Origin of the sequence: Erysipelothrix aquatica, from assembly GCF_009828825.1 — a bacterium.
Classification (GTDB): Bacteria; Bacillota_I; Bacilli_A; order Erysipelotrichales; family Erysipelotrichaceae; genus Erysipelothrix; species Erysipelothrix aquatica_A.
Genome location: NZ_WTTA01000007.1, coordinates 40,464 through 63,530, shown reverse-complemented (window position 1 = coordinate 63,530; position 23,067 = coordinate 40,464). Strand labels below are relative to the sequence as shown.

At 38.9% G+C, this 23,067-nt stretch carries 26 protein-coding genes and 1 other annotated feature; of the genes, 8 read left to right on the top strand and 18 right to left on the bottom strand.

All coding sequences use genetic code 11. The annotated features are described in order from the left end of the window. Positions 1–40 precede the first annotated feature (40 nt). On the top strand, positions 41–724 hold the full coding sequence (locus tag GVV22_RS10810) for a hypothetical protein (RefSeq protein WP_159650055.1): 684 nt from the start codon (positions 41–43) through the stop codon (positions 722–724). Next, complete coding sequence (locus GVV22_RS10805; protein ID WP_159650054.1) at positions 721–1,623, top strand: DUF3307 domain-containing protein; 903 nt, start codon at positions 721–723, stop codon at positions 1,621–1,623. The genes GVV22_RS10810 and GVV22_RS10805 overlap by 4 nt, the downstream gene beginning before the upstream one ends. On the opposite strand, the gene GVV22_RS10800 is transcribed toward GVV22_RS10805, so the two are convergent. The 11 genes from GVV22_RS10800 to GVV22_RS10750 form a co-directional block, all read right to left on the bottom strand. After that, a complete protein-coding gene (locus GVV22_RS10800) occupies positions 1,620–2,060 on the bottom strand; it encodes an NUDIX hydrolase (protein ID WP_159650053.1) in 441 nt (146 codons plus the stop codon). The two genes, GVV22_RS10805 and GVV22_RS10800, sit on opposite strands and share 4 nt — an antisense overlap. Then, positions 2,053–3,018 carry a ribose-phosphate diphosphokinase gene (locus tag GVV22_RS10795; protein WP_419178513.1) on the bottom strand — a complete coding sequence of 322 codons (966 nt, stop codon included), beginning with the start codon at positions 3,016–3,018 and terminating at the stop codon, positions 2,053–2,055. Before GVV22_RS10795 ends, GVV22_RS10800 begins: the two co-directional genes overlap by 8 nt. Positions 3,019–3,021: 3 nt before the next feature. Then, positions 3,022–4,386, bottom strand: coding sequence for a bifunctional UDP-N-acetylglucosamine diphosphorylase/glucosamine-1-phosphate N-acetyltransferase GlmU (gene glmU / locus GVV22_RS10790; protein WP_159650052.1), 1,365 nt, complete (start codon positions 4,384–4,386; stop codon positions 3,022–3,024). A 44-nt stretch (positions 4,387–4,430) separates the two neighbouring features. After that, a complete protein-coding gene (gene ispE / locus GVV22_RS10785) occupies positions 4,431–5,264 on the bottom strand; it encodes a 4-(cytidine 5'-diphospho)-2-C-methyl-D-erythritol kinase (RefSeq protein WP_159641761.1) in 834 nt (277 codons plus the stop codon). Then, entirely contained in the window at positions 5,257–6,072 is an 816-nt protein-coding gene (gene rsmA / locus GVV22_RS10780) for a 16S rRNA (adenine(1518)-N(6)/adenine(1519)-N(6))-dimethyltransferase RsmA (RefSeq protein ID WP_159650051.1), read from the bottom strand. The genes ispE and rsmA overlap by 8 nt, the downstream gene beginning before the upstream one ends. Continuing rightward, complete coding sequence (rnmV, locus tag GVV22_RS10775) at positions 6,069–6,614, bottom strand: ribonuclease M5 (protein ID WP_159650050.1); 546 nt, start codon at positions 6,612–6,614, stop codon at positions 6,069–6,071. The genes rsmA and rnmV overlap by 4 nt, the downstream gene beginning before the upstream one ends. Positions 6,615–6,681: 67 nt before the next feature. Then, complete coding sequence (locus tag GVV22_RS10770) at positions 6,682–7,485, bottom strand: 3D domain-containing protein (RefSeq protein ID WP_159650049.1); 804 nt, start codon at positions 7,483–7,485, stop codon at positions 6,682–6,684. A 164-nt stretch (positions 7,486–7,649) separates the two neighbouring features. Further along, positions 7,650–8,120 (bottom strand): QueT transporter family protein, encoded by a 471-nt coding sequence (locus GVV22_RS10765; protein WP_159650048.1) that lies wholly within the window; start codon positions 8,118–8,120, stop codon positions 7,650–7,652. Between the two features lie 42 nt (positions 8,121–8,162). Further along, a complete protein-coding gene (locus GVV22_RS10760) occupies positions 8,163–9,077 on the bottom strand; it encodes a hypothetical protein (protein ID WP_159650047.1) in 915 nt (304 codons plus the stop codon). Between the two features lie 69 nt (positions 9,078–9,146). Next, positions 9,147–10,070, bottom strand: a complete 924-nt coding sequence (locus GVV22_RS10755; RefSeq protein ID WP_159650046.1) for a hypothetical protein — start codon at positions 10,068–10,070, stop codon at positions 9,147–9,149. A gap of 11 nt (positions 10,071–10,081) precedes the next feature. Further along, on the bottom strand, positions 10,082–11,413 hold the full coding sequence (locus tag GVV22_RS10750; protein ID WP_159650045.1) for an aldehyde dehydrogenase family protein: 1,332 nt from the start codon (positions 11,411–11,413) through the stop codon (positions 10,082–10,084). Positions 11,414–11,583: 170 nt separating this feature from the next. Beyond that, positions 11,584–11,813: a binding site (T-box leader), on the top strand. 34 nt (positions 11,814–11,847) lie between these two features. On the opposite strand from GVV22_RS10750, the gene GVV22_RS10745 reads away from it, so the two are divergent. From GVV22_RS10745 to GVV22_RS10725, 5 genes are all read left to right on the top strand, one after another. Further along, the gene (locus GVV22_RS10745) at positions 11,848–12,870 is read left to right on the top strand and encodes a methionine ABC transporter ATP-binding protein (RefSeq protein ID WP_159650044.1); all 1,023 of its coding nucleotides are present in this window, start codon (positions 11,848–11,850) and stop codon (positions 12,868–12,870) included. Further along, the gene (locus GVV22_RS10740) at positions 12,870–13,547 is read left to right on the top strand and encodes a methionine ABC transporter permease (RefSeq protein WP_159650043.1); all 678 of its coding nucleotides are present in this window, start codon (positions 12,870–12,872) and stop codon (positions 13,545–13,547) included. The genes GVV22_RS10745 and GVV22_RS10740 overlap by 1 nt, the downstream gene beginning before the upstream one ends. A 99-nt stretch (positions 13,548–13,646) precedes the next feature. Further along, positions 13,647–14,633, top strand: coding sequence for an SAM-dependent methyltransferase (locus GVV22_RS10735; RefSeq protein WP_159650042.1), 987 nt, complete (start codon positions 13,647–13,649; stop codon positions 14,631–14,633). An 18-nt stretch (positions 14,634–14,651) separates the two neighbouring features. Beyond that, positions 14,652–15,593: an N-acetylglucosamine kinase gene (locus tag GVV22_RS10730; RefSeq protein ID WP_159650041.1), complete on the top strand. Its 942-nt coding sequence runs from the start codon at positions 14,652–14,654 to the stop codon at positions 15,591–15,593. 88 nt (positions 15,594–15,681) lie between these two features. Continuing rightward, entirely contained in the window at positions 15,682–16,683 is a 1,002-nt protein-coding gene (locus GVV22_RS10725) for an N-acetylglucosamine kinase (RefSeq protein ID WP_159650040.1), read from the top strand. Positions 16,684–16,806: 123 nt separating this feature from the next. Here the strand turns inward: GVV22_RS10725 and GVV22_RS10720 are convergent, their stop codons facing one another. Both GVV22_RS10720 and mnmE read right to left on the bottom strand, forming a co-directional pair. Beyond that, complete coding sequence (locus GVV22_RS10720) at positions 16,807–17,592, bottom strand: TatD family hydrolase (protein WP_159650039.1); 786 nt, start codon at positions 17,590–17,592, stop codon at positions 16,807–16,809. A 7-nt stretch (positions 17,593–17,599) separates the two neighbouring features. Continuing rightward, positions 17,600–18,937 carry a tRNA uridine-5-carboxymethylaminomethyl(34) synthesis GTPase MnmE gene (gene mnmE, locus GVV22_RS10715; protein ID WP_159650038.1) on the bottom strand — a complete coding sequence of 446 codons (1,338 nt, stop codon included), beginning with the start codon at positions 18,935–18,937 and terminating at the stop codon, positions 17,600–17,602. 134 nt (positions 18,938–19,071) lie between these two features. Between mnmE and GVV22_RS10710 the strand changes: the two genes are divergently transcribed. Further along, positions 19,072–19,320, top strand: coding sequence for a hypothetical protein (locus GVV22_RS10710; RefSeq protein WP_159650037.1), 249 nt, complete (start codon positions 19,072–19,074; stop codon positions 19,318–19,320). Between the two features lie 9 nt (positions 19,321–19,329). Here GVV22_RS10710 and GVV22_RS10705 read toward each other — a convergent pair whose 3' ends face one another. From GVV22_RS10705 to GVV22_RS10685, 5 genes are all read right to left on the bottom strand, one after another. Further along, positions 19,330–20,076 (bottom strand): NUDIX domain-containing protein, encoded by a 747-nt coding sequence (locus GVV22_RS10705; protein ID WP_159650036.1) that lies wholly within the window; start codon positions 20,074–20,076, stop codon positions 19,330–19,332. A 30-nt stretch (positions 20,077–20,106) separates the two neighbouring features. Continuing rightward, positions 20,107–20,655, bottom strand: a complete 549-nt coding sequence (locus tag GVV22_RS10700) for an SIR2 family NAD-dependent protein deacylase (RefSeq protein WP_159650035.1) — start codon at positions 20,653–20,655, stop codon at positions 20,107–20,109. Then, the gene (locus GVV22_RS10695) at positions 20,652–21,215 is read right to left on the bottom strand and encodes an SIR2 family NAD-dependent protein deacylase (RefSeq protein ID WP_159650034.1); all 564 of its coding nucleotides are present in this window, start codon (positions 21,213–21,215) and stop codon (positions 20,652–20,654) included. Before GVV22_RS10695 ends, GVV22_RS10700 begins: the two co-directional genes overlap by 4 nt. 105 nt (positions 21,216–21,320) lie before the next feature. Further along, a complete protein-coding gene (gene kduI / locus GVV22_RS10690) occupies positions 21,321–22,157 on the bottom strand; it encodes a 5-dehydro-4-deoxy-D-glucuronate isomerase (RefSeq protein WP_159650033.1) in 837 nt (278 codons plus the stop codon). A gap of 17 nt (positions 22,158–22,174) precedes the next feature. Continuing rightward, positions 22,175–23,008: a hypothetical protein gene (locus tag GVV22_RS10685; RefSeq protein ID WP_159650032.1), complete on the bottom strand. Its 834-nt coding sequence runs from the start codon at positions 23,006–23,008 to the stop codon at positions 22,175–22,177. Positions 23,009–23,067 lie beyond the last annotated feature (59 nt).

Genomic DNA, 23,067 nt, shown 5'->3' with positions numbered 1-23,067 from the left:
TCGGATACAATATTAATATATGAAAAGAAAAGAGGTAAATATGTATATATCAATCCGACTAGATCTTAAACATTCACGTGAAGACTCCAGGTATGAAGATATGAATAGTTTTTTTTCTCTAATTCATAAATCTATATCCCAAAATACGCTGGCTACAAACCCGATTATTCAGCTTCAAGTCCGCAATGGAGATGAGCTATTCGGTGTCTACGACAACGCTAAAGAAGCAACAATTGTTATCTCAGCTATACTGAATGCATCAAAAAAAATGAATATCCCAATTTATCTTGGAATTGGAATGGGTTCCTTAAATCAAACGCATAATCGTAATGCTCATGAAATCAATGGTGAATCAATTTGGATGGCAACGACTGCTTTAAATGATGCAAAAGAATTCGCAACTTCTTCACAATTGATAACATGTGTATTTAAATCAAATAAGGATAATTTATACGATTCTGTTATAAATCTATTATTTGAATATCTTATTGAAATATTGGAAAAGAGAAATGAACAACAACAAGAAGCTGTTATGTTACTTGATGCATATCCTGATACAAGTTATTCGGAACTATATGAAAAGTTGACTTCTCACGGCACAACAACGACCGATAGTGAAAAGAAACGGATCTATTTTACTCGCTATTTATCGCGTTCACGATACGATAAATACAACAAAATTCTCGAAACAATCTCAGATACCATGAATCGAGGACTGTCATGATTCTTTTAATACTTCTTACATCACACCTCTTAGCAGATTTTTGGTTTCAAAGTAATAGAATGGCAAGATTAAAAAATGAGAATAACGCTATTTTAATCATTCATGCATTGATACATACCGCAACTACAATCGCACTTGGGATTCTTTATGTATTCATCAACTCCGGCTTGAGTGATATAAATTTGATGAAATTATTTGGACTAATTACTCTCTTAGTAACCTACACAATTGCTCACTATTTTATCGACTCATTAAAACATCATAGTTTTTATACTAAGTTATTCAAAGAGTCTTCCTATACGAAAACGTATACATTTTTGCTTGACCAAATCATTCATATTTTTTCTATTTTGATTCTGTCTGCAATTTATTTTTTCAAAACAAACAACCTTTTTATTCTAAGCAGTCTAAAAATGATGACTAATCTAGATACGATTTTCTTTACACTTTGTGTTATGGTTACGTTAACATCTGTCACTGGATATATAATCTCTCTTCTATTTATAGATTTAAGCGTCATGGATAAAACTAAAAGTAAATCTGTTAATACCATCGATTATTCAAATAATATGACACTATCGTCCGTAGAGTTAGAAATACGAGACGGAAAAGAGTTAAAGCAAGTGGTTCATCTCGAAAATACTTATGATGTCGAAAATGCTGGTTTCGGAAAAATAATTGGATATGTCGAGCGCACTTTTGTTCTCCTTTTGGTAGTTTCTAACCATCTTGAAGGCATAGCAATTCTAGTAACAATTAAGACTTTTTCAAGATATAAACAATTACAGTCTAAAGAGTTCACGGAACGCTATATACTTGGCACACTTCTTAGCTTTGCAATGGCTTTTGCATTGGCACAACTATTCTGGTATGTAATACACATAAAAGGCCTTGTCTAAATGACAAGGCCCTCTTTTTGTTTGGACTCACGAATAATCTCTATCATATGTTTGATATTACCTTGACCCGCAAATTTTGTTTCATCTGCAAAGTCAGTGCCAATTATAGGTATCCAATGCAATGGGTGTTTTTCCGGAACTAACGTTATCGTCATATCTTGTAAAGTTCCATAAAATACTTGGAGCTCGATACCATCTTGATGATATTGAGTTGTGAAGAGTGGTTTTAATTCAATATTATTTTTTGAAATTCCTGATTCTTCATAAAGTTCTCGGTAGGCACCCTCCAAATCTGTTTCCTGTGTTTCCTTTTTACCACCTAAAAAGTTATACAAACCGAGATATGGATTCTTCATGCGCAAACACATGAGGACATCCGTTTCATCGGTATTGAAAACAATCACAACATTAACTTGTTTATAAGTTAAACTAGTCATTAAATAGGTCAAATAAAGTACTTACAGGAGTATGATCTTGGATCGCTTCGATTGCTTTCGCAAGCATGTAGCCCACAGAGATTTGTTTGATTTTTTCTACATGCTTCGCTTCTTCACGAAGTGGAATTGTATTTGTGATGAGTAGTTCTTTAATTTGTGAGTTTGCGATACGCTCAACTGCTGGTCCTGAAAGAATTCCATGAGTACATGCTGCATAGACTTCTTTAGCGCCTTTTTCATAAAGCATATCGATTCCACCCATGAGTGAACCTGCTGTATCAACCATATCGTCGATAACAATAGCAATCTTGCCATTCACATCACCAATAAGGTTCATTGCTTCCGCAACGTTTGGTTTTGTACGACGTTTATCGATAATCGCAATCGTTGAATTAGGAATTGTATCTGATAATTTACGAGCACGTGTTGCTCCACCATGATCTGGTGAGACAACAACAATTTCGTCTGCGAATTCTTTAGCACGATAGTATTGTCCAATCATTGCTACGGCTGTTAAGTCATCTGTAGGGATGTCAAAGAATCCTTGAATTTGAGGCGCATGTAAATCAATTGTCACAACGCGGTCTGCACCCGCTGTTGTTAACAGATTAGCCATTAATTTTGAAGATATCGGCTGACGTGCACGTGCCTTACGGTCTTGACGAGCATATCCGTAATAAGGCATGACGATTGTTATTTCGTCTGCCGATGCACGATGACACGCATCGATTGCAATTAAGACTTCCATGTAAGTCTCACTTACTGGAGCACATGTTGATTGGATTATGTATACGTGTTTTCCACGTACCGACTCCAACGGTTCAATCAGAATTTCTCCGTCCGCAAAATGACGGACATCAATTTTTCCACGATTGATATTTAAATGTCCACAGATTTCATCTGCTAATTCAATATTTGACGATAATGCAAATACTACAGTGTTTTTTTCACTCATCATAATCTACTTTCCCTCTTTGTTTTTGAATCTCTCTCCATAGCCTGGCTTTGTCTCTTGACGTGTACGAGCGATGGCCATTGCTCCATCTTCGACATCATCCGAAACAGCACTTGCCGCGGCAACCAATGCGTTTTCCCCAATTGTAACAGGCGCAATTAGCGTAGAATGGCTTCCAATGAAGCTACCAGAACCAATTTCAGTACGGTATTTATTCTTTCCATCATAGTTGGCAGTTACAACACCACAACCTATATTAACATCTTTTCCAACTTTTGCATCGCCTAAATACGTTAAATGTGCACTTCTTGATAAATCTTCGAAGATTACATTCTTCATTTCGACAAAATTACCGATGCGAACCTTGTTTCCGATGTCTGAATGCATACGAATATGGGCATTCGGTCCGATTGTTGTTTGTGCACCAACTATGCTATCCGTAATTCGAGAACTATCGATGGTAGTATTTTCACCAATGGTTGCATTCTCGATCCAACTATTTGGGTAGATTATTGCACCCGAGCGAATCATTGATTTACCATAAATATGCGTATTTGGATAAATCGTCGCATCTGGTTCAATGATAACATCCGGTCCAATATATGTATCGATTGGACTTATAATTGTGACACCATTATACATATGCTGAGCATTGATGCGTTCTTGTAACCAACGCATTGAGGTATTAAGTTGGAATCGATCATTAACACCCATAAATTCTTGATAATCTTCGGCGCGTAATGATTGAATCTTATGACCATTTGTTTTCATTATTTTAACGAGTTGCGTTAGATTGATCTCTTCTGTATTAGTATCATCTTTAAATTCTGGTAAATATTTAAAGAGAAGTTCGTTATTGACACAGAAGATTCCCAAACTAATTTCCTGAATGTTTCGCTCTGAGTCCGTCAGATTTCTAAAGTCGACGATATGATCGATTTGACCTTGGTTATCGCGAATAATACGACGGTAGTTTCCCGGCTCTAGTACTTGTGCACTCATTATTGTCAAATCATGACCTTCATGAGCATCAAAGAGTTGCGTGAATGTATCTGGCTGAATTAATGCTGCGTCACCAAAGAGAATAAGGGTTGATCCTGAATCGTCTTTGAGTTGTGTCGCTTTCGCAACCGCATCTGCTGTTCCTTTTTGTTCATCTTGAACTGCATAGTCGACACTATCGCCTAAGTAAGCTTCAATTTCATCTTTTTGATGTCCTGTAACAACTACAATCTTATCAATATCAACTTTTTTAAGATTCTCTACAAGCATCCCAATCATCGGTTTGCGTAAAATTTCATGCATTACTTTGTTTTTATTTGACTGCATGCGTGTTCCTTTACCCGCTGCTAATACAATTGCATTTTTCATAATTCATTGCCCTCCATTTTCATTTTAACATAAGAAAGCGTCTTTCACTTCCCAATTCGGCCATATTTCACGAACGGGTAGTCAAAGACGATTTTATTATATAGAGTCATTGCCTTACTTAAATCTTGCGTTAATCCGTAAATTGTTGTTCCACTACCACTCATGCAAACACCTTCAAGATCTCCCTCTTTAAGGGTACGTATGACTTTGCGAAGGCGGCCATTACGCTTAATAACAGCACGTTGAAAATCATTGTGTGTATGTTCAACAATTTGATGATAGTTATTCGTCTCTATACCTTCAAGAACTTGGTGAAAACCTAAAGGATCTTGAAAGTTATCAAATTTCTTAAGGAATGATTTTGTGCTAACCCCAAATCCAGGTTTTACAAGCAAATAGAACAAATCCAAATCTAGTTTCACCGGCGTTAAAATTTCGCCGCCACCCTCAACAATCATCGGACGGTTAAAAAGGCAGAAGGGCGTATCTTCATCTATTTGTGCTGCAACATCAATCATTGCTTGGTCACTCATCTGTAACTGGTACATATCATTAATCATATGAATAACAGCTGCAGCATCGGCACTTCCACCACCTAGACCAGATTGTGCTGGAATGTTCTTAACGATACGAACTTTAAAGTTATCACTTATTTTGTAGGTACGTTTAAGAATCATCAGTGTTTTATATACTGTATTTCGCTTGTCGTTAGGAAGATATGTTTTATCGGTCTCGATATGCATCGTTTCATGCTTATCTAAATAAACCATATCAAAAAGGTCGATTGGCACCGTGATGTTTTGAAAATGTAGCACGCCATCCTTTCGATCTTTCGCATGCAAATATAATGTTAATTTTGCATACGCTTTTTTACGCATACAAAGCTCCGTAAAGTCTTAGGTAGTCATCAAAGCTCAACGCATCGGCACGAATACTTGGATTAATTCCCAGGCTTGTTAACACGTCAGCATAATTTACGTCAAGTTCTAACGTTTTCAAGTTATTGGTAAGTGTCTTACGTCGGAACTGGAAACATTTTTTTACAAAACTAAAAAATGCTTTCTCATCATAAGGCATCGTATTATGTTTCGGCGTAAATTTAATAACACTTGATTCCACATTTGGACGTGGATGGAAACTCTCTTTGGATACATGCATTACTGTCTTGATATCAAAATAGTATTGCATTTGGATACTAAGTGCAGCATAGTCTCTTGTATTTGGAAGCGCAGTGAGTCGGTCAGAAATTTCTTTTTGGACCATTATGGTCATCGCAACCATTTGAACTGATTCCATTAATTTAAAGAGGATTGGTGTTGTAATATAGTACGGTAAATTTGCACATACCGTTACAGGTTCTGTAAAATGACTTAAATCCGCTTTCAGAAAATCTTGATGAATGACTTCGATATTGGAGTAGTCTTCAAGCGTCTCTTGTAAAATTTCAACCATATGTGGATCAATTTCATACGCAATGACTTGGTCATAGCGTTCAGCAAGTTGTTGCGTCAATGCACCCAAACCAGGACCAATCTCAATGACTGTTCCTTTTTCACCACTGTGGGCTGCAATGTTTTTAACGATCGACGGGTCAATAATAAAATTTTGTCCAAAGTGTTTCTTGGCACGGCGTTCGTATCGTTTTAGCAACTCCATACTTACGGAATAATTAGCAATTGTTTTCATAGGTTACTCTCTTTCAAAATAGTGCGGCATGTTGCTACGTCTATGTTCATCATATTCAGATACTTAAATGTAGTTTTTGCATTGGACTTGGGGAAATGTAAAGCTTCAGATAGTCTTTCCCGTTTTAATTGACTATCTGGGAGGCCTGAAAGGCCGCAATCAATAAATTCACCCCACGTCATGGATTCATTGTAAATGTCAAAAGTAGCCGCCTTAGCGAGCGCCTCAAGGATATCTTCGCAATCTGCATGCTCAATCCCGACTTTTTGTTTCTTCTTGGTTTGTATTACATGCAAGGATGCATGTTTTGTAGTTCCTACTGTTTCAATAATCCGACGGCGAATCATTTCACCAGGTCCATCCGGATCGGTAAAGACGATTAAACCCCGAGAAGCATGCATCTTCTTGCATAATTCTAAAAATTCTTGCGACATGTGGGTACCGCTTGATGTAATAATATCTGCATCAATACACTTGAGTATCTTTTCACGGTCATGTTTTCCTTCGACAACAATGACCTCTTTGATTCGTTGTTTCTTCATACTAATATTATATCATGTTTGAAAAATGATGAAAACTGGGAGCTTAGGCCCCCAGTTTATTTTTCAATTAGATTCCGTTCATTCCAACAATGCGAACATCGGCAGATTGCATACCACCTTGTGACATGAGCATGTTGTGTTCACTTCCTGCATAGAGGTCAATCTTACTTCCAGTAATTGCCCCACCACGATCAGCTACAATCGCTTGAAATGGAACACCTGGTGTAATTCCGGCACCACTAACAGTGTGATTTGAGATTTCTACAATTGTTCCAAAAGGAATCGCTGCAGATGTTGCGATAATATAATATCCATCATAGGTGAGGCCCTTTTTCCAAGTTCCATCACTTTGGCGTACTTCGTCAAGTCCTACACCAATTCCAAGAGCTGTAGATCCACGCCCATTGGCACCCATGTTACAGCCATTACAGTCAACACCGTAACGGGTAATACGTGATGCGCGATAGTAAGCATCAACCTGTGCTTTTTGGCCACCCTCATAAACAGTTGGTGTTGTGTCAGCAATTTCGACAGCATCGGGAATTTCTACACGTGATAATAATTCGTCTTTTTTGTTATAAATGGTTTTGTATTTTGTAGTTTTCGTTCCAGTTGTTCCGTCTTGAGTTTTGGCATAGATCCATTCTGCACCTCCGTCAACAACGTAACTTGCTTCACGTTCTTCAATTCCTGGTTCTTCTAAAGGTTCCGTTACAGTTTCGATCTCAAACCTATAGGGTTCCTCATCAGTATCAGTTAGTTCATTTAGTTTTGGATAGGTTATTTGTGGTGTTGCATCCGCATTAACGGCGCATCCGCTAATGATTGTTACCATGACTAATAAAACCACAGTCATTATGTATTTCTTCATTAAAATTGTCTCCTTTCGAAAAAGACCACGAAAATATAGCAAATCTCACTCGTGCGGTCAAATAAAAGTTACTTTTTCATGAAGTCATCAAAATGCATGTATTAAAAAACCCACTGTTTCAGTGGGTTTAGTCATAATTACCTTAATTGTGGGAAATTATGTGATTAATTGAAATATTGTTGCAAGGCCTTATTATTACGGATGTTTGTTTTAAATAACATTCCTGGAATAAAGACTGCAATGATTTCTCCTGCGAATACGGTTGCAAGATTGAATAAAAAGGGTACTCCACCAAATAATATTGTGAGTTCAGCACCAACGATGACGCCATTAATAATGGCCGGCCATAACAATTTCAAAACATCGTTTTCTGTTTTTGCCATTAAGAAACATGTTAATGCTGTGGCTAATGTACCAAAGATTACATCCGCCATTCCAAGCGGACTGAACAGATTCGTAATGAAACATCCGAGAATAATTCCTGTCGCATGTTTATTGTTGATCAGTAGTAGTAAGAGTGTTAGCTCGGCAAACCGAACTTGAACGGCTCCAAATGATAATGGTTGAAACGCCAAGGATACTGCTACATATACTGTAGCGATCATGGCTTGTATTGCTAAATCTTTTGTTTTCATAGTTTACTCCCTAAGTGGTTCTATTTTACACCACCCCTTAGTTTAGAGCAAACGGTTATTTTTACGACGAACGCGTTTTGTTGAAGTCGGTGCAAAGTTGAGTAAGTGATTGATGAGCCCCCAACTTGACCACAATGATAATCCGATTCCAATTGCGATATTGATAATAAAATTGGTTGCGACGGATCCGTTAAAAATCTGTGCGACCACAATTTTAAACGACATGAAGAATGGCACGCCATTCATGAACAAAGGCCATGCATACGTGAGTATTTGCGCAAAGACAATCATAACGACGGATAGACCAATCAAGATCTTGGCAACGCGTTTCGTAACGCTTCCACCCATTTTCTCATAACCATTCAATCCAAATTTCAAGATGAAATACCCTGCAAGCCCTGTGACGATTCGAATCATTGAGAAAAGAATCCATACCCCTACACCCAGCAACATACCCCCAAGGGCTCCAAGAAACGGAACGATTGGTGCTGGCTCTTTGTGATTGTATTGTGCTTCGTTGGTATGAACTTGGGCACGATATGCCGCTTCACTGAGGATAAACATTTTAGTTCCGATTCGGAAGATTCCGATATCCTCTGTGCTTCCAGAAATTGAGCATTGGTTTTGTGAATTATGATTGCGCATCACTTTCGTGATTGCTTCCACAATATCGACAAGATCTTGCGAGTCATTCATGTTAACCATGTTTAGCTCTACAATTAGCTCTGGACCATCTGTATAAACCCCGCCATGAGGCATACTCTCATATTGTGTTCGTAGTGCTTCAACTTCAGGCAAGATTGCATTCACGTCCGTTACTGAGAATGTCAATGCGATCATATTTTTTTGATCGAGTTGAATCGCAGTAAAATAGTATCCCCCATGTTTACCATATAATCCTTCAATATCTGACAGGTAGTTATAGTGGCGATTAAATTCTTTGATATGTTGAATCATAGTGACCATCCTTTTGTATTTATTGTCGCATACTTTCACGTAGATTCGATTGAGTATCTTGTGAAAGAACTAAAATTGGTGTGATGTATCAACATCACGGTAAACTTCGTAATAGATTGTTGGGTTTTCAACAGACTTGATTTCTTCTTTTATGAGTGACCATGTTGATAGTAGTGACAACAATATTCCAAACGAAATATCAAAGAGCATGATGCGAATGATTTCTGGATCTTGAATGAGTGTCGGCATTATATCGAAGAGTATATATTGAAAAGGAATCAGTCCATCGATTGCTTGATAATATGAAATACTTATCGAAATGTATTCTGCTAAAATAATTCCAAGAACGGACATTATTGCAATGATGATAATGGACTGTTTTGATTTCTTACCACCAAACATTTGATATCCTTTGATTCCGGCCAAGATCATAACTGCACCAATAATTCCTACGATAAAGCCAATCAGACCCACGATTACCCAAAGCGCCATCCCCAGTAATACACCCCCAAGAGCTCCAATGTACGCAAGAGGCGAGCGTTCAGAACCACTGTTTCGATTTTCTTCGAAATCACGGACTCGTTGGTTGTAGACTTCGGCATTTAGAATTTCAACATTGTTATCAAGACGGTAGATTGCAAGATTATCTGTACGCCCACTCACACCGCAACGTTGAATATAACGGCGTGTTGCGAGTTCCAAGGTGATTGCTTCAAGAATTTGGTCGAGCTCGTTTTCCTGGTCAATCTGACTAAAATCTAGTGGGATATAGAGGCGACTGATATTTCCTTGAAATTCAATGCGCGAGCCAATTCCTGGATGAAAATCGCGATATCCGGCCAGAAAATCCAAGAATGCGCCATTTTCTTCATCTCCAACATTAATTTGTAACGTATTTAGTCGTTTTTTGGCATCATACTGGATAATAAAGTAGATGTCATTTTTGGATCCAACAATAACCCCAAGATCCTGAATAAATTCTGTTTTGTTCATAATTTCTCTCCTTAAAAGAACTTTCTAATATATTTATGATACCACTTTGTATACGGTGGCATCATCATGGTTAAGGGAAAGCTCCCTGACTTCATAATCGCTTTTTGATGGGTAAATGTCTCGAAACTATATTTTCCGTGGTAGTTTCCAATCCCTGATGTGCGTACACCCCCAAAAGGTAATGCTTCGTTCGTAATGTGGAGCAGTGTATCGTTTATCATTCCGCCCCCAAAGCTTAGTTCATCAATAATTGCTTGATGTGTCTTCGTGAAAACATAGACGGCTAACGGATTAGGATGCATATTAACGGTCGCAATAACTTCTGTCTTTGTTTGAAAACTTTTGATTGGAAGTATCGGACCAAATATTTCGTCGTCATAGATCTCGTTGTCGATCAATGTTGGTTCTATATAGCGACCATCATACATTCCGCCATGCAAAATATTGTTTTTTTCTGTGTTAATCATTTGCTGTAAACGATGGGCATGAGATTCTGATACGATCCGTCCGTAATCAGGATTTTCACGCGGATTTGGACCATACAATTTCAAAATCTCTTCCTTAATATATAGGACGAATTTTTCTTTGGTATTTTCATGGACTAAAACATAATCCGGAGCGATACAAGTTTGACCTGTATTTACGAATTTTCCGTAGGCAATTCGCTGTGCTGCAAGCCGAAGATTTGCATCTTCAAAAACGATTGCGGGACTTTTTCCGCCAAGTTCTAATACAACAGGTGTCAGATGCTTAGAAGCGCATTCCATTACAATTTTTCCAACACGGGGACTTCCCGTAAAGAAGATTAAATCATAAGACGCTTTCAAAAGTTCTTGATTGACATGAACATCACCTTCAATGACACAGACAAACGCCGGATCATAAATAGATGTAATCATATCTTTAAGTACTGATGAAACATGGGGTGTCAGTTCAGATGTTTTAATGATTGCTGTGTTGCCACCCGCTATTGCTCCTACTAAAGGCATCATTGCAAGCTGGAATGGATAGTTGAAGGGACTAATTATAAGGACATTGCCCCGGGGATGGTGATAAATTTTACTATTTCGACCAACTAGTATCCATGGTGTCCTAACACGTTTAGGACGCTGATATTTATGGAGATACTTAAGCATATGATCTATCTCACGATACACGATTGCAATCTCGGTGAGATAGACTTCCTGCGCATGTTTTCCGAGATCTTTTTCAAACGCAATATATAAGGAAGGCTCGTAGTCTTTTATAGCATCTTTCAAACGACGTAATTGTTCTTTTCGCCACGTTGGATTAAGCGTGTGCCCTTCCTTATAATAGTGACGCTGTCTTTCGATAATATCCATTGAATTCCCCTTCCCCAGAAATGTGACCATACGTTTGATGACGGTCACTGATTAATACTCTTATTATACATCAATGTGCCTTCTTCGCATATCTTTGAACCACTCATACATATTAATCCAAAAACTACCGCTTACAATTTGACAATTTCTATGCGATGCATGATAATTACATCAAAGCAACGAAGAGTTGAGTATGTATCAAGTGTTTCTAAGAGAGTCTGACAAGGTGCGAACAGATAAATAACGGATACGGAAAATGGACTTGGAGCTATATGGTCAAGGGAAACCAAAATCATATCGGATCACCCGTTATCGTGTAAGTATTTCGTATACTTGTTAAGGCTTTATTCGTGAGGATAAGGCGCATTAAGGTGGTAACATGAGCGCGCTCATCCTTATGGATGGGCGCTTTTTATTATTAGAAAGGACTTCCTATGATTGAATTTAAAAATGTAACAAAAGAATTTAAAACCAATCACAGTGTTTTATATGCCGTTAAAGACGCATCATTCAAAATCAATGCGGGTGAAATATTTGGCATTATCGGATACAGTGGTGCTGGAAAAAGTACACTCGTACGCTGTATTAATCTATTAGAAAGACCAACCCAAGGCGATGTCATCGTCAATGGATCCATCATGACCGATCTAAGTCAAAAAGAAATCCTAGAGCACCGTCGTGATATTGGGATGATTTTCCAACAATTTAATCTTATGACATCACGCACTGTCAAAGAAAATATTTTGCTTGCAATGCATAATACTAAAATGAGTAAAGCTGAGAAAAACGCAAAAGCGGAGTCCTTACTCGAACTTGTAGGAATTCCCGAGAAACAAGACGTCTATCCTTCTCAACTATCTGGTGGTCAAAAGCAGCGTGTCGCGATAGCGCGTGCCCTCGCCAATGACCCTAAAATTTTACTATGTGATGAAGCAACAAGTGCATTGGACCCACAAACGACAAAAACTATTCTCACACTGCTTAAATCGCTGAATCAAAAGCTCGGTATTACAATCGTTGTAATTACCCACGAGATGGATGTCATTAAAGAGATTTGTGACCGTGTCGCAGTTATGGAAAGTGGATTAGTAAAAGAAATTAGTGACGTTGTCTCCATTTTCTCCAAACCGCAGGCACAGATTTCCAAGGACTTTGTTGCAAATACAACAAACATTAACCAACTGCATCAAATTTTCCAAGATAACCCCGAAATCATCAATCTTGCAGACGACCAGGAATTGATTCGCATCGATTTCTACGGTGAAAGCACAAAAGACTCCACTATTTCATATATTAGTCGTGTTTTTGATGTTGATACCTCGATTGTCTTCGCGAATATTGAAGTTATCAAGCATGACATTATTGGTTCCATGGTTGTGATTCTATCTGGTGAACGCCGTCATGAAGCACTTGATTATCTGCAAACCATCGATGCGAAAGTTGAGGTCTACAAATAATGGAAGTTATTACATCACTTGCTCCCAACGTCGCAGCAAACTGGGACGAGTTTATCATTAGTATTATCGAAACCGTTTATATGCTTGCTGTGTCAGGATTCTTTTCCATCATTCTTGGTCTTATTTTCGGAGTTATCCTCGTTACTACCGGCCCAGGAAAAATTTATGAGAATAAAATCGTTCATCAGACTCTAAGTGCTTTCACGAATGTGTTCCGATCGATTCCCTTTGTTATCTTAATTGCGGTCTTAACCGGACTAACACGTGTTATTTCCGGAACGATTATTGGTGCCGAAGGTGTTATCTTCCCATTAATTGTCGCATGTACGCCCTTCTTCATTCGTCAAGTAGACCTCTCACTTTCGGAAGTCGACAGCGGTTTAATTGAAGCTGCGCAATCTATGGGTTTATCAAGACTCCAAATCATTTGGAAAGTCTATTTACGTGAAAGTATTCCCTCCATCTTCAGATCTATCTCAATCACGCTTATTAGTCTTCTAGGCTTATCTGCATCTGGTGCCGTCGTAGGTGGTGGTGGACTTGCATCGTTTGTAATTCGATATGGACATGGACGTTCAATGTCTGATGTCACATGGGTTGGCGTTATTGTTATCCTTGTGATTGTCTTCATTATCCAAATTGTCTGTGATATTATCATTAAAAAGACAACACACTAGCGAAACTCCACAAAAGTGGAGTTTTCTTTTGTCCCCAATTTTAATCTGAGCGTTGACATGGTATGATGGGTGCAGTTAATAGAAACCTTGAGGAACCTTATGAAATATATCATTACATGTAACGAAAATGCACAATCACATTTAATCTATGAAATTAAGCATCATCCTGGAATGGGTACGCTCACTTGGTTGACGGAGACCGAAGCTATATTAGACAGCAAACTTCCAATTGATAAACTTAACGAAGTTATCCGTACAACGCCAATTGTCTTCATCCGTCATTTATTTGAAATCATCGACCAAGAACCATTTGAAACCGCTGGTGATTTAATCGAACGTGCTCATATCGACAAAAACCATTCATTTGCCATCCAGATCCGTTCAGAGAAAGCCTTCCGTGAAGAGGCAGTTGCATTCCGTAATGATTGGGCTGACCAATTAGTAGCACAAGGCTATACGCTTGATGTTAAAAATCCTGAACGTGTCATTTCGCTATACTTCCACGAATGGACCATCTACTACGGTTATAACACGCCACAACTCCAACTTTCAAAATGGTCGGGCGGAATGATTCACTTTTCCCGTGATATTGCGCTCATCTCACGTGCCGAATTTAAACTTCGCGAAGTATTTGATGTCTTCAACATTCCAGTGGACCCTAATGGACTTGCTGTTGACCTTGGTGCAGCTCCTGGTGGTTGGACTTGGGTCTTACAAGAACGTGGATACCATGTCATTGCAGTTGACCCTGCAAAACTTGACCCACGTGTCGCAAAACTCAAAGGTGTTACCCACTACAAAGATACTGCACAGCATTTCTTAGATTCAGTGCATGATAGCAAATATGCAATGGTCGTCAATGATATGAAAATGTCATCCAAGCTAAGTGTTGAACTTTTTGCGAATGTTGCTTCACACCTTGAAGATCATGGATGGGGTATTATCACAATTAAAATGGGCAAGAATTTCCAATATACCCATGTCTTACTCGCACTTGCACAATTGCGTAAATCAGTTCGTATTGAAGCAGCACGTCAACTCTTCCACAACCGAAGTGAGTTTACGGTCATTGTTCGCAAACGATAATCAAAACAGGAGGATCCTATGTATTATTTAGGAATTGATGGTGGTGGCACCAAAACAGCGTTTATTCTTACAAATCAGTATGGAAAAAGCATCTACCGTAACACATATCCAACAATCCACTATATGCAGGTTGGCCTCAATGGTATTACTCATATTATTAGAGAAGGTCTTAACGACCTTCTTTCAGTAACTGGGCTTCATGAAACGCTCATTGATTATGCATATATTGGCTGTCCCGGATTTGGCGATATTAAAGATGACGAAGCTTCGATACGAGATGCTATTGCGCTCGCTATGGGTCCCATTAAGCACCGAGTCGGTAATGATATTGAAAATGCACATGCTGGGGCGCTACAAGGACATGATGGTGTATGTATCATCGCCGGAACGGGCTCAATTGGCATGGGCGTACTTGGTGAGAAACGCATTATCAGTGGTGGTTGGCATCACGCATTCGGTGGCGATGAAGGTAGTGCTTATTGGATTGCCTCACACTACATCACACTCCTTCATAAACAAATGGATAGACGCCAACCCCAATCAAACATGTTTCAATTCGCAGTACAGGCATTAACACACCATTTCAATACTGAAGCACTTACTCCAAATACCATCCTACTTCACAATCAACGCACCCATACCGCAGCATTTTCTAAAGTTGTATACACACTCGCCGAAGCTGGCGATCTGTATGCACTTGAGATATTTCAACGAGCAGCCTCTGAACTTATTCAAATAATTAGAGCTTGTTGTCTCGAATCAGATGAGTCTGTCCGAGTTTCTTATGCCGGAGGCGTATTTGAAAGTGGTAACCTCATCCTCGACCCCATCAAATCTGTTTTCCCAAATACACAAGCCCCTGTGTTTACGCCGGATATCGGAAGTGTCATTCTCGCGTTCAAATATGCCGACATTCCACTATCATCGCGTATCTTAAACAACTTGAGAACTATCAACTGATAGTTTTTTTGTTATATCTTGAATTATACTTGTGGTATCTTGAGGTTCTACAGGTAAAACATACGCTTTTTGCTATAGGTATGACATAATGAATTCAATAAAGAAAGCGAGCTTACGGTCTATGTATATTCTTGGAATAGATGGTGGTGGTACCAAAACGAAATTTACATTAGCACAAACTGATGGCACAATAATTCACGAATTAATCACCCCTACAATTCATTACCTTCAAGTCGGATTAGAAGGGCTTTATGATACACTTAAAACTGGATTAGAAAACCTAGTACATGATACCGGTATTTCTTTAAATGAAATCACGGGTTGTTTTGTCGGTTGCCCCGGATACGGTAATATTGCTGAAGATATGCAACTGATTGAAGCAAGTATTGCGCGTGCTTTGTCTGATATTCCGCATGCTGTTGGTAACGATACCGATAACGCACTTGCAGGATCACTAGCAGACGATCACGGAATTTGTGTCATTGCTGGTACCGGTTCAATTGGTCTAGGCATTGATGATAACGGCAATCGCTATACAAGTGGCGGTTGGTATTATACCTTTGGCGGTGATGAGGGTAGTGCTGCATGGATTGCGCAACATTACATGCAATTATTTACCAAACAGAGCGATGGCCGCCTTCCACGGACCGAACTGTATGAATACATGAAACAGAAGCATAGCTTTAAAGAAGATTCTGACTTAATTCAGAAATTTGTGATTGAGCATGGTGATAATCGAACCGTTATTGCACAACTGGCAACGGATGTTGGAGTTCTTGCAAGGATCGGCGAACCCTATGCTATAGCGCTATTTGAAGAAGCAGGAATAGAACTTGCTAGCCTGGTTCGTAGTATTTATAACAATCTTAGTTTCAAAGATACTGTCCGTGTTTCTTATGCCGGCGGTGTCTTCAACAGTGGCGTCTTTATACTTGATCCTTTCAAAGAAGCATTAAGCGACTTGAATGTCGAAATTGTTGCGCCTGTTTTCGAACCTTCCCTTGGTAGTGTTATATTAGGGTTCAAAACCGCCTCCATCTCCGTAACACCGCAGATTATCTATAATTTGAAACAAAGCATTGCCAATTGACCTTCCTTTTTCTCAATCTTTTGGCAGTAACAACAACCATTGTTCCTAACACGATGGTTGTCATCGTACACATCAAATCTATGATATAAGCTTATAAATCAAAAAGACTCCCTATGGAGTCTTTTATCGTGTCTTTGTATAGAGACGTTTATAGTTTTCTTGAAGTTGTTCGCGCATATCTTTTCCAAAGTGATTGTTCATATGTTTTCCAACATAGGATACAAACCCTGGTTCATTTTGCTTACCACGCATTGGAACTGGTGCTAAGTACGGTGAATCAGTTTCTGTTAGGATTCGGTTTATCGGCGTAACTTCTAATGCATCGCGAACATTTTGGCCATTTTTAAAGGTAACAACACCACCAAATCCGAGATAAAATCCCATATCTAAGAGTGTTTTCGCATTCTCAACCGAATCGGTATAACAATGAATGACACCATGATGATTTACAGGATGTTCTTTAAAAATACGAATCACATCATCAATTGCACCACTTCCATCTTTTTCATTACGAACATGAATGGCAACAGGAAGTTCATACTTATTCGCTAACTCGATTTGGCGAATCAACATTGCTTCTTGGTGGACCTTATACGAATCATCCCAATAGTAATCAATACCGATTTCACCAACACAGACTACTTGAGGATGCGTATAGTACGCTTCCATTGCCTTCAGTTCCGATTCTTGCAACGTATTCAGTTCCATAGGGTGAGCACCAACCGATAAATCAAACAACGGATTCCCTTCGACTTTTGAAAGTGCACGTTCTATTTCAGCTAATGTTCCACAAATAATATTAATTTTGGTAATTCCCATCTCTTGTGCGCGAACCACAATGTCATCAAATGATTCGAACAAAGGGTCGCTGGCGATGTGGGCGTGTGAGTCAATCCATCCTAATTTCATATTACTCCTACTTTCCAAGGCAAAATCTAGCAAAGATTTCATCTAAGACATTGATGTCCTCTTTCGCCATTACAACGGAAGCTAATTCCACATACGATTCATTAAGATCAATCGTAACAAGATCAAGTTCCATTCCAAATTCCAAGGCTTCAATCGCACGTTTCATTGCCAAATAACTGCGTTGAACTGCTGCGATATGGCGGTGATTGGAGAGTGTTGGTTTGCTTAAAGCTTGAGTATGTTCAACATAACGAACGTTTATAGCCTCCTTCAAGGCCTCCACATCCCCATCTAACGCACTCACGTAGACACCCTCTTCATCATGACTTTGAATGAGGTCTTGCTTATTGTAGACGATAATTCGTTCTTTATTTTTTGTTGCTTCAAGTAATTCTAGGTCTTCTTGGTCCCGTTCTTTAGAGGCATCAAACACAAGAATTGCTAACTCTGCGGATTCGAGAGCCTTGCGACTCTTCTCAATTCCAATACGCTCGATCACATCTCCAGTTTCTCGAAGTCCAGCTGTGTCCACAAGATGAAGGGCAACGTTTTCGAGACGAATCCACCCTTCCACAAGATCTCGGGTTGTTCCAGCTATATCCGTCACAATAGCTTTTTCTTCATCTAACAGTACATTAAGAATGCTTGATTTTCCAACATTTGGTTTCCCAAGGATAACCGTCTTAACGCCTTCTTTCATGATACGACCACTCTTTGATTCTTTTAAAATACGGTCTAGATCCGATAAGAATTCTTTTGACAACGGTAAAATTACATCTTCGGTTAGCACTTGAACATCATCATATTCAGGGTAATCAATATTAACTTCAATATTTGCAATTATTTGAATCAACCGCTCGAGCAAGGGATCAATCAGCTTTTTAACACTTCCTTGAACTCCGGAAATTGCCATCTCTTGAGCAAATTCATTGGGAGCTTGAATTAATTCCATAACCGATTCCGCTTGTGATAAGTCAATCCTTCCATTTAAAAAGGCGCGTTGGGTAAATTCTCCTGGCTCAGCCATTCGAGCACCTACCGATAAGCATAGTTCTAATACTTTCTTTGTTACTAATACACCACCATGACAGCTTATCTCTACGACGTCTTCTCGTGTGTATGTTTTAGGCGCTTTAAAAACACTCACTAAAACCTCGTCCACGACATTGTTTGTGACAGGATCAACGATGTGTCCGTATTGCACAGTATGCGATTCTGCCTTTGTTAAATCACGAGAAAAAAGTTGATTGGCATAGGCGATTGCCTCAACACCACTCAACCGAATTACGGATATAGCACTTTCTTGAAGTGCCGTAATGATTGAAACTATTGTATCTGTTATCATAGGTTAATTATAAGGATATTTCTTTGTTTAATCAAACTGAATGCTATGTCATACGATTTTGTTGTGTCGTTTTTTGTTCAGTTTCACATACAAGGCTTCATTCTCATTTTATACTATATTTAATGGAGGAACTTATGATCCACAATAAAAATCGTTATATTCTTATCTTGATCATTGTTTTTAACTGTATCGTTACTGCTGCATGTTATGTCATGCTTACATCACTTATTGGTTTCAATCTAAACATGAACTATCCAACGCTATACGATCAAATCGGATTTACCTTACTTTTTTCAGTCGCTGGCATTAATCGCAGTTATCGTCAATATTTTGGGTTTTATCTATATCGCAATAAAGACATTCGGAAGATCGTATTAATCTGACGAATGTCTTTATTGTAATGGTATTGGATTGAGCCATTGCTCTGCAGAAACAATGATAGATTCCCAGTAGGTTCCTGCAACCGCTTGATAGGCTTTATCATATGACATCCATGCATATGTTTCAATTTTTGGATGCTTTATAACTTCTTGCTCGGTGTCAATAGACCCCAAATATAGAATGATTTTCTTATGATACTGATCACGGTAGTCGTACTCTAGCACAAAATGCGTTGTCTCGACACTGTCAACCGATAATCCCACTTCTTCGTAAAGTTCACGATTTGCGGTATCCCATGATAACTCATCACGTTTGATACGTCCTTTAGGTAATGACCAGTTCTCTTGGTCTTGGAGGCGAATCAACAAGTACTCACGTTCCAGTTGTTCGCGATATACTAAAAACCCAGCCGATACTTTATAGAGTGCATCAATCGTAATATTGAAGTACTGTTCTTGAAAGTTTACTTGACGCAAAATGTCGTCATGATAGAAAATAGCTCCCTCTTGAGCCACTACCCATTTCGTAATTGGACTATTTTCACGATGAATAACAGCGATAACTTGTCCCGTAAATTCTGACACCGGCCCTTCAACACCAACTAAGTAAGCGTCTTGGAGTTCGTTATTATGTGTATATACACCCTCTACCTCACCATAATTAAGTTCGTAAAGTAACGAACTATAAACAGGATGCATACTTCCCATTGGGCGATGTACCTTAACATTTACTGTGCGACCTAATATCGTTGTTTCCATACATCCTCCTTTAGGGATTGTATATCCCCATCAAGCATTTCGTGATAGAAAATCTCGTACTTTTGAAGTTGCGTCATCTTGAATTTCTATGATGCTTGCGCCATTCATATAGGCAATTTCGCGTATCTGAACAGCAATTTGTGTATACCGCGATGCACCAACTACCAAAAGAATATCTCCAGATTTTAATTTCGAAACTTTCTGAATTGCTTTGGCATAATTGGGTGCTGGATCGCCATAAAGAACGGGCTTATGAAAGAGTTCATGGGCATACTCAATTTCATCTTCAGAAGGGAGTACTCCATGAACTTCAAGAACTTGGGTACTTCCAGCACGTTCATGCAACCCATCAATATTCATCGTGATGATTGGAATTTTGTATTCAGCAAGGGCACGATGTGCGTCATTAGGTTTCGCCTTTTTGACTGCATTCACAAGGTCACGAATCGTTTCTTGATACGCTTGAGGATGTGCCGTCGCAAATGTACGGTACAAACGATCACGTACTTCTGGCATCTCCATGAATGTGTTAATGCCTGAGTCTTTACTAATTCCTGCTCCTGTAAATGCTAATATCATACTTGTATACCCGCCTTTATAAGATTCTCAAGAACAATTCGAGTATTCACAACCGCATTCTGTTGAATTTCAATAACATGGGCGCCATTTTCTGCTGCAATGCGGCGAATGTCATTGGATATAACGGTATACTCCGATGCTCCTATTACTAAAAGTATATCATCTTTTCCTAGCTTTTTAATAGCCTCAATGCCTTTGGGATAGTTTGGAGCTGCTTCACCATATAGTACGGGACGATTTTCTAGGTCCAAATCATTATCGATTTGAAACTGTGTCGGAATTGTACCGTGTAAGTTAATCGGCTTGCTTCCCGCCTTTTCATGCAATCCATCCACATTCATCGTCAATATTTGAACACCATATTCAGCTAATGCGAGATGTGCATCATTGGGCTCAGCAACCATGAACAAATCATGCATGTTGTATACGGAATTACGGAATGCATCGGGATTTTTTTCTAAGAATTCTTTATTCAACATTTGGCGTACCCCTGGCATCTCATCAAATGTTTTAAGTCCTGAAGCTTTACTAATTCCCGCTCCGGTTAATGCTATAATCATATAATTTCTACGTCTCCTCATCTTAATATTCATTATACGCAAGTTCCAAGGATAGTCAGTTCAAATGCACAAGCACAAAAAAAGGATACAAAGTATCCTTTTTAATTAACGTAAGTCTTCCATTGCGACATGGTCCATGTCGTCATACGTAATATTTTCCCCACACATTGACCAGATGAATGAGTAGTTTGATGTCGCAACACCCGTATGAATTGACCAACTTGGTGAGATACATGCTTGTTCATTTGATACGAGTAAATGACGTGTTTCTTGAGGTTGACCCATAAAATGGAACACACGGTTTCCTTCAGGAATATCAAAGTAAAGATACGTTTCCATACGACGTTCGTGAGTATGACTTGGCATGGTATTCCATGATGAACCTTCCTTTAGAATCGTATATCCCATTTGAAGTTGGCAGCTTTCGCATACATTTGGATGAATATACTGGAAGATTTCGCGATCGTTCATGCTCTTCGCTTCACCAGCAAGGCGTGGTGTAATTTGATCGATGCTAATTTTAACATTTGGATATTTTTTATGTGCCGGTACCGAGACGACATAGAATTTTGCTGGGTTACTTGCATCGTTTGACATGAATTGAATGTCTTTCGTTTCTTTTCCAATGTAGAAGCCATCTTGTTTTTCCATGGCAAACGTTTCACCGTCAATCGTGATGGATCCACTACCACCAATGTTGATGACACCTAATTCACGACGTTCCAAAAAGTATTCCACACCGAGTTCTGTGCTTAAGACGATTTCTAATGGCGTCGTAGTTGGTGTTACCCCACCAAAAATCATACGGTCATTGTGCGTATATGTTAACAAGATGTCTCCAGGAATAAAGATTGATTCAACCAAATATTGTTCGCGTAATTCGGTTGTATTTAATCGTTCCATTTCACGTGGACTTGCTGCATAGCGTGTTTCTAATTTCATAATAAAGGCTCCTTATCTTATTTGTTAGTTCCAAAAACTTCAAGTTGGGTGAGGGCTGGGAATGGTCCTGGCTCTCCTTTAATCAGTGAATGCATTGTTAGTGATGTAATGGTTTTAGCTTCGAATTTGAAGACTTGACGGGCATCCGTTTTAACGGTCTCAAAGACTGCTTCAGATCCATCATCGAACGACATCGATACTTGATTCCACCACGTATCATGAGGAAAGTCACAACGCAAAGTAATACTAATCATATCGGTCACAATCTCACGTCCGAAATCAATCGTTAACGCTGCATCATCTTGTTGGTTAATACCCCAAGATTGATATGGATAAGCTCCATGATCATCATTTGCCCAAACACCATCAATTGCATTACGAGCAAAGAAAGTTGGGTCATTTCGCGTTTCCACGTTTGCTGAGGCATGGGGGTATACCCCTTTGTTGAGATATTCTGCATGGCGGTTTAATGCCAAGTTGCGATACTGACTAATTTCAAAATCATAGGCATAACGCGCATAAATATAATGACCATTTCCGGTGAATGATGTATCTTTCAAAGCACTTCGTTCTAATTGTTCAAATGGAATTTGATAATCCCATGTTATTGCATCTTTAATGTAGACAAGGCTTGGTTCGAATGTGTCATCGAACTTGACCCAAATGTATTGATTGGGTTGATCAACTTCAAGGCGAATAAAATCTCCTTCTTGAAGTGCAATTTTACGACTCCCAATGTGAACCGCATCTTCCGATTCGCCATACAGTAAACGATCTGGCAATTCATATTTAGGATCAAATTTTTCACGTACGATCTGATTGTCTTTATTGTAAATACCTAATTTAATCATAGATTCTCCTTTTACCAATAGGGTTAATTGTGATGGCATATGCTTCATGTTTCGTTTTA

Bases quoted from the DNA above. Each gene is read 5' to 3' on its own strand.
- GVV22_RS10810 (WP_159650055.1), top strand. From the start codon at position 41: ATGTATATATCAATCCGACTAGATCTTAAACATTCACGTGAAGACTCC.
- GVV22_RS10760 (WP_159650047.1), bottom strand. From the start codon at position 9,077: ATGATTCAACATATCAAAGAATTTAATCGCCACTATAACTACCTGTCA.
- GVV22_RS10745 (WP_159650044.1), top strand. From the start codon at position 11,848: ATGATTGAATTTAAAAATGTAACAAAAGAATTTAAAACCAATCACAGT.
- GVV22_RS10705 (WP_159650036.1), bottom strand. From the start codon at position 20,076: ATGGAAACAACGATATTAGGTCGCACAGTAAATGTTAAGGTACATCGC.
- GVV22_RS10805 (WP_159650054.1), top strand. From the start codon at position 721: ATGATTCTTTTAATACTTCTTACATCACACCTCTTAGCAGATTTTTGG.
- GVV22_RS10725 (WP_159650040.1), top strand. From the start codon at position 15,682: ATGAATTCAATAAAGAAAGCGAGCTTACGGTCTATGTATATTCTTGGA.
- GVV22_RS10770 (WP_159650049.1), bottom strand. From the start codon at position 7,485: ATGAAGAAATACATAATGACTGTGGTTTTATTAGTCATGGTAACAATC.
- rnmV (WP_159650050.1), bottom strand. From the start codon at position 6,614: ATGAAGAAACAACGAATCAAAGAGGTCATTGTTGTCGAAGGAAAACAT.
- GVV22_RS10740 (WP_159650043.1), top strand. From the start codon at position 12,870: ATGGAAGTTATTACATCACTTGCTCCCAACGTCGCAGCAAACTGGGAC.
- kduI (WP_159650033.1), bottom strand. From the start codon at position 22,157: ATGAAATTAGAAACACGCTATGCAGCAAGTCCACGTGAAATGGAACGA.
- GVV22_RS10765 (WP_159650048.1), bottom strand. From the start codon at position 8,120: ATGAAAACAAAAGATTTAGCAATACAAGCCATGATCGCTACAGTATAT.
- GVV22_RS10720 (WP_159650039.1), bottom strand. From the start codon at position 17,592: ATGAAATTAGGATGGATTGACTCACACGCCCACATCGCCAGCGACCCT.
- glmU (WP_159650052.1), bottom strand. From the start codon at position 4,386: ATGAAAAATGCAATTGTATTAGCAGCGGGTAAAGGAACACGCATGCAG.
- GVV22_RS10735 (WP_159650042.1), top strand. From the start codon at position 13,647: ATGAAATATATCATTACATGTAACGAAAATGCACAATCACATTTAATC.
- GVV22_RS10685 (WP_159650032.1), bottom strand. From the start codon at position 23,008: ATGATTAAATTAGGTATTTACAATAAAGACAATCAGATCGTACGTGAA.
- GVV22_RS10795 (WP_419178513.1), bottom strand. From the start codon at position 3,018: ATGATGAGTGAAAAAAACACTGTAGTATTTGCATTATCGTCAAATATT.
- mnmE (WP_159650038.1), bottom strand. From the start codon at position 18,937: ATGATAACAGATACAATAGTTTCAATCATTACGGCACTTCAAGAAAGT.
- GVV22_RS10755 (WP_159650046.1), bottom strand. From the start codon at position 10,070: ATGAACAAAACAGAATTTATTCAGGATCTTGGGGTTATTGTTGGATCC.
- GVV22_RS10750 (WP_159650045.1), bottom strand. From the start codon at position 11,413: ATGGATATTATCGAAAGACAGCGTCACTATTATAAGGAAGGGCACACG.
- GVV22_RS10695 (WP_159650034.1), bottom strand. From the start codon at position 21,215: ATGATTATAGCATTAACCGGAGCGGGAATTAGTAAAGCTTCAGGACTT.
- GVV22_RS10710 (WP_159650037.1), top strand. From the start codon at position 19,072: ATGATCCACAATAAAAATCGTTATATTCTTATCTTGATCATTGTTTTT.
- ispE (WP_159641761.1), bottom strand. From the start codon at position 5,264: ATGCGTAAAAAAGCGTATGCAAAATTAACATTATATTTGCATGCGAAA.
- GVV22_RS10800 (WP_159650053.1), bottom strand. From the start codon at position 2,060: ATGACTAGTTTAACTTATAAACAAGTTAATGTTGTGATTGTTTTCAAT.
- GVV22_RS10700 (WP_159650035.1), bottom strand. From the start codon at position 20,655: ATGATATTAGCATTTACAGGAGCAGGAATTAGTAAAGACTCAGGCATT.
- GVV22_RS10730 (WP_159650041.1), top strand. From the start codon at position 14,652: ATGTATTATTTAGGAATTGATGGTGGTGGCACCAAAACAGCGTTTATT.
- rsmA (WP_159650051.1), bottom strand. From the start codon at position 6,072: ATGAAAACAATTGCTAATTATTCCGTAAGTATGGAGTTGCTAAAACGA.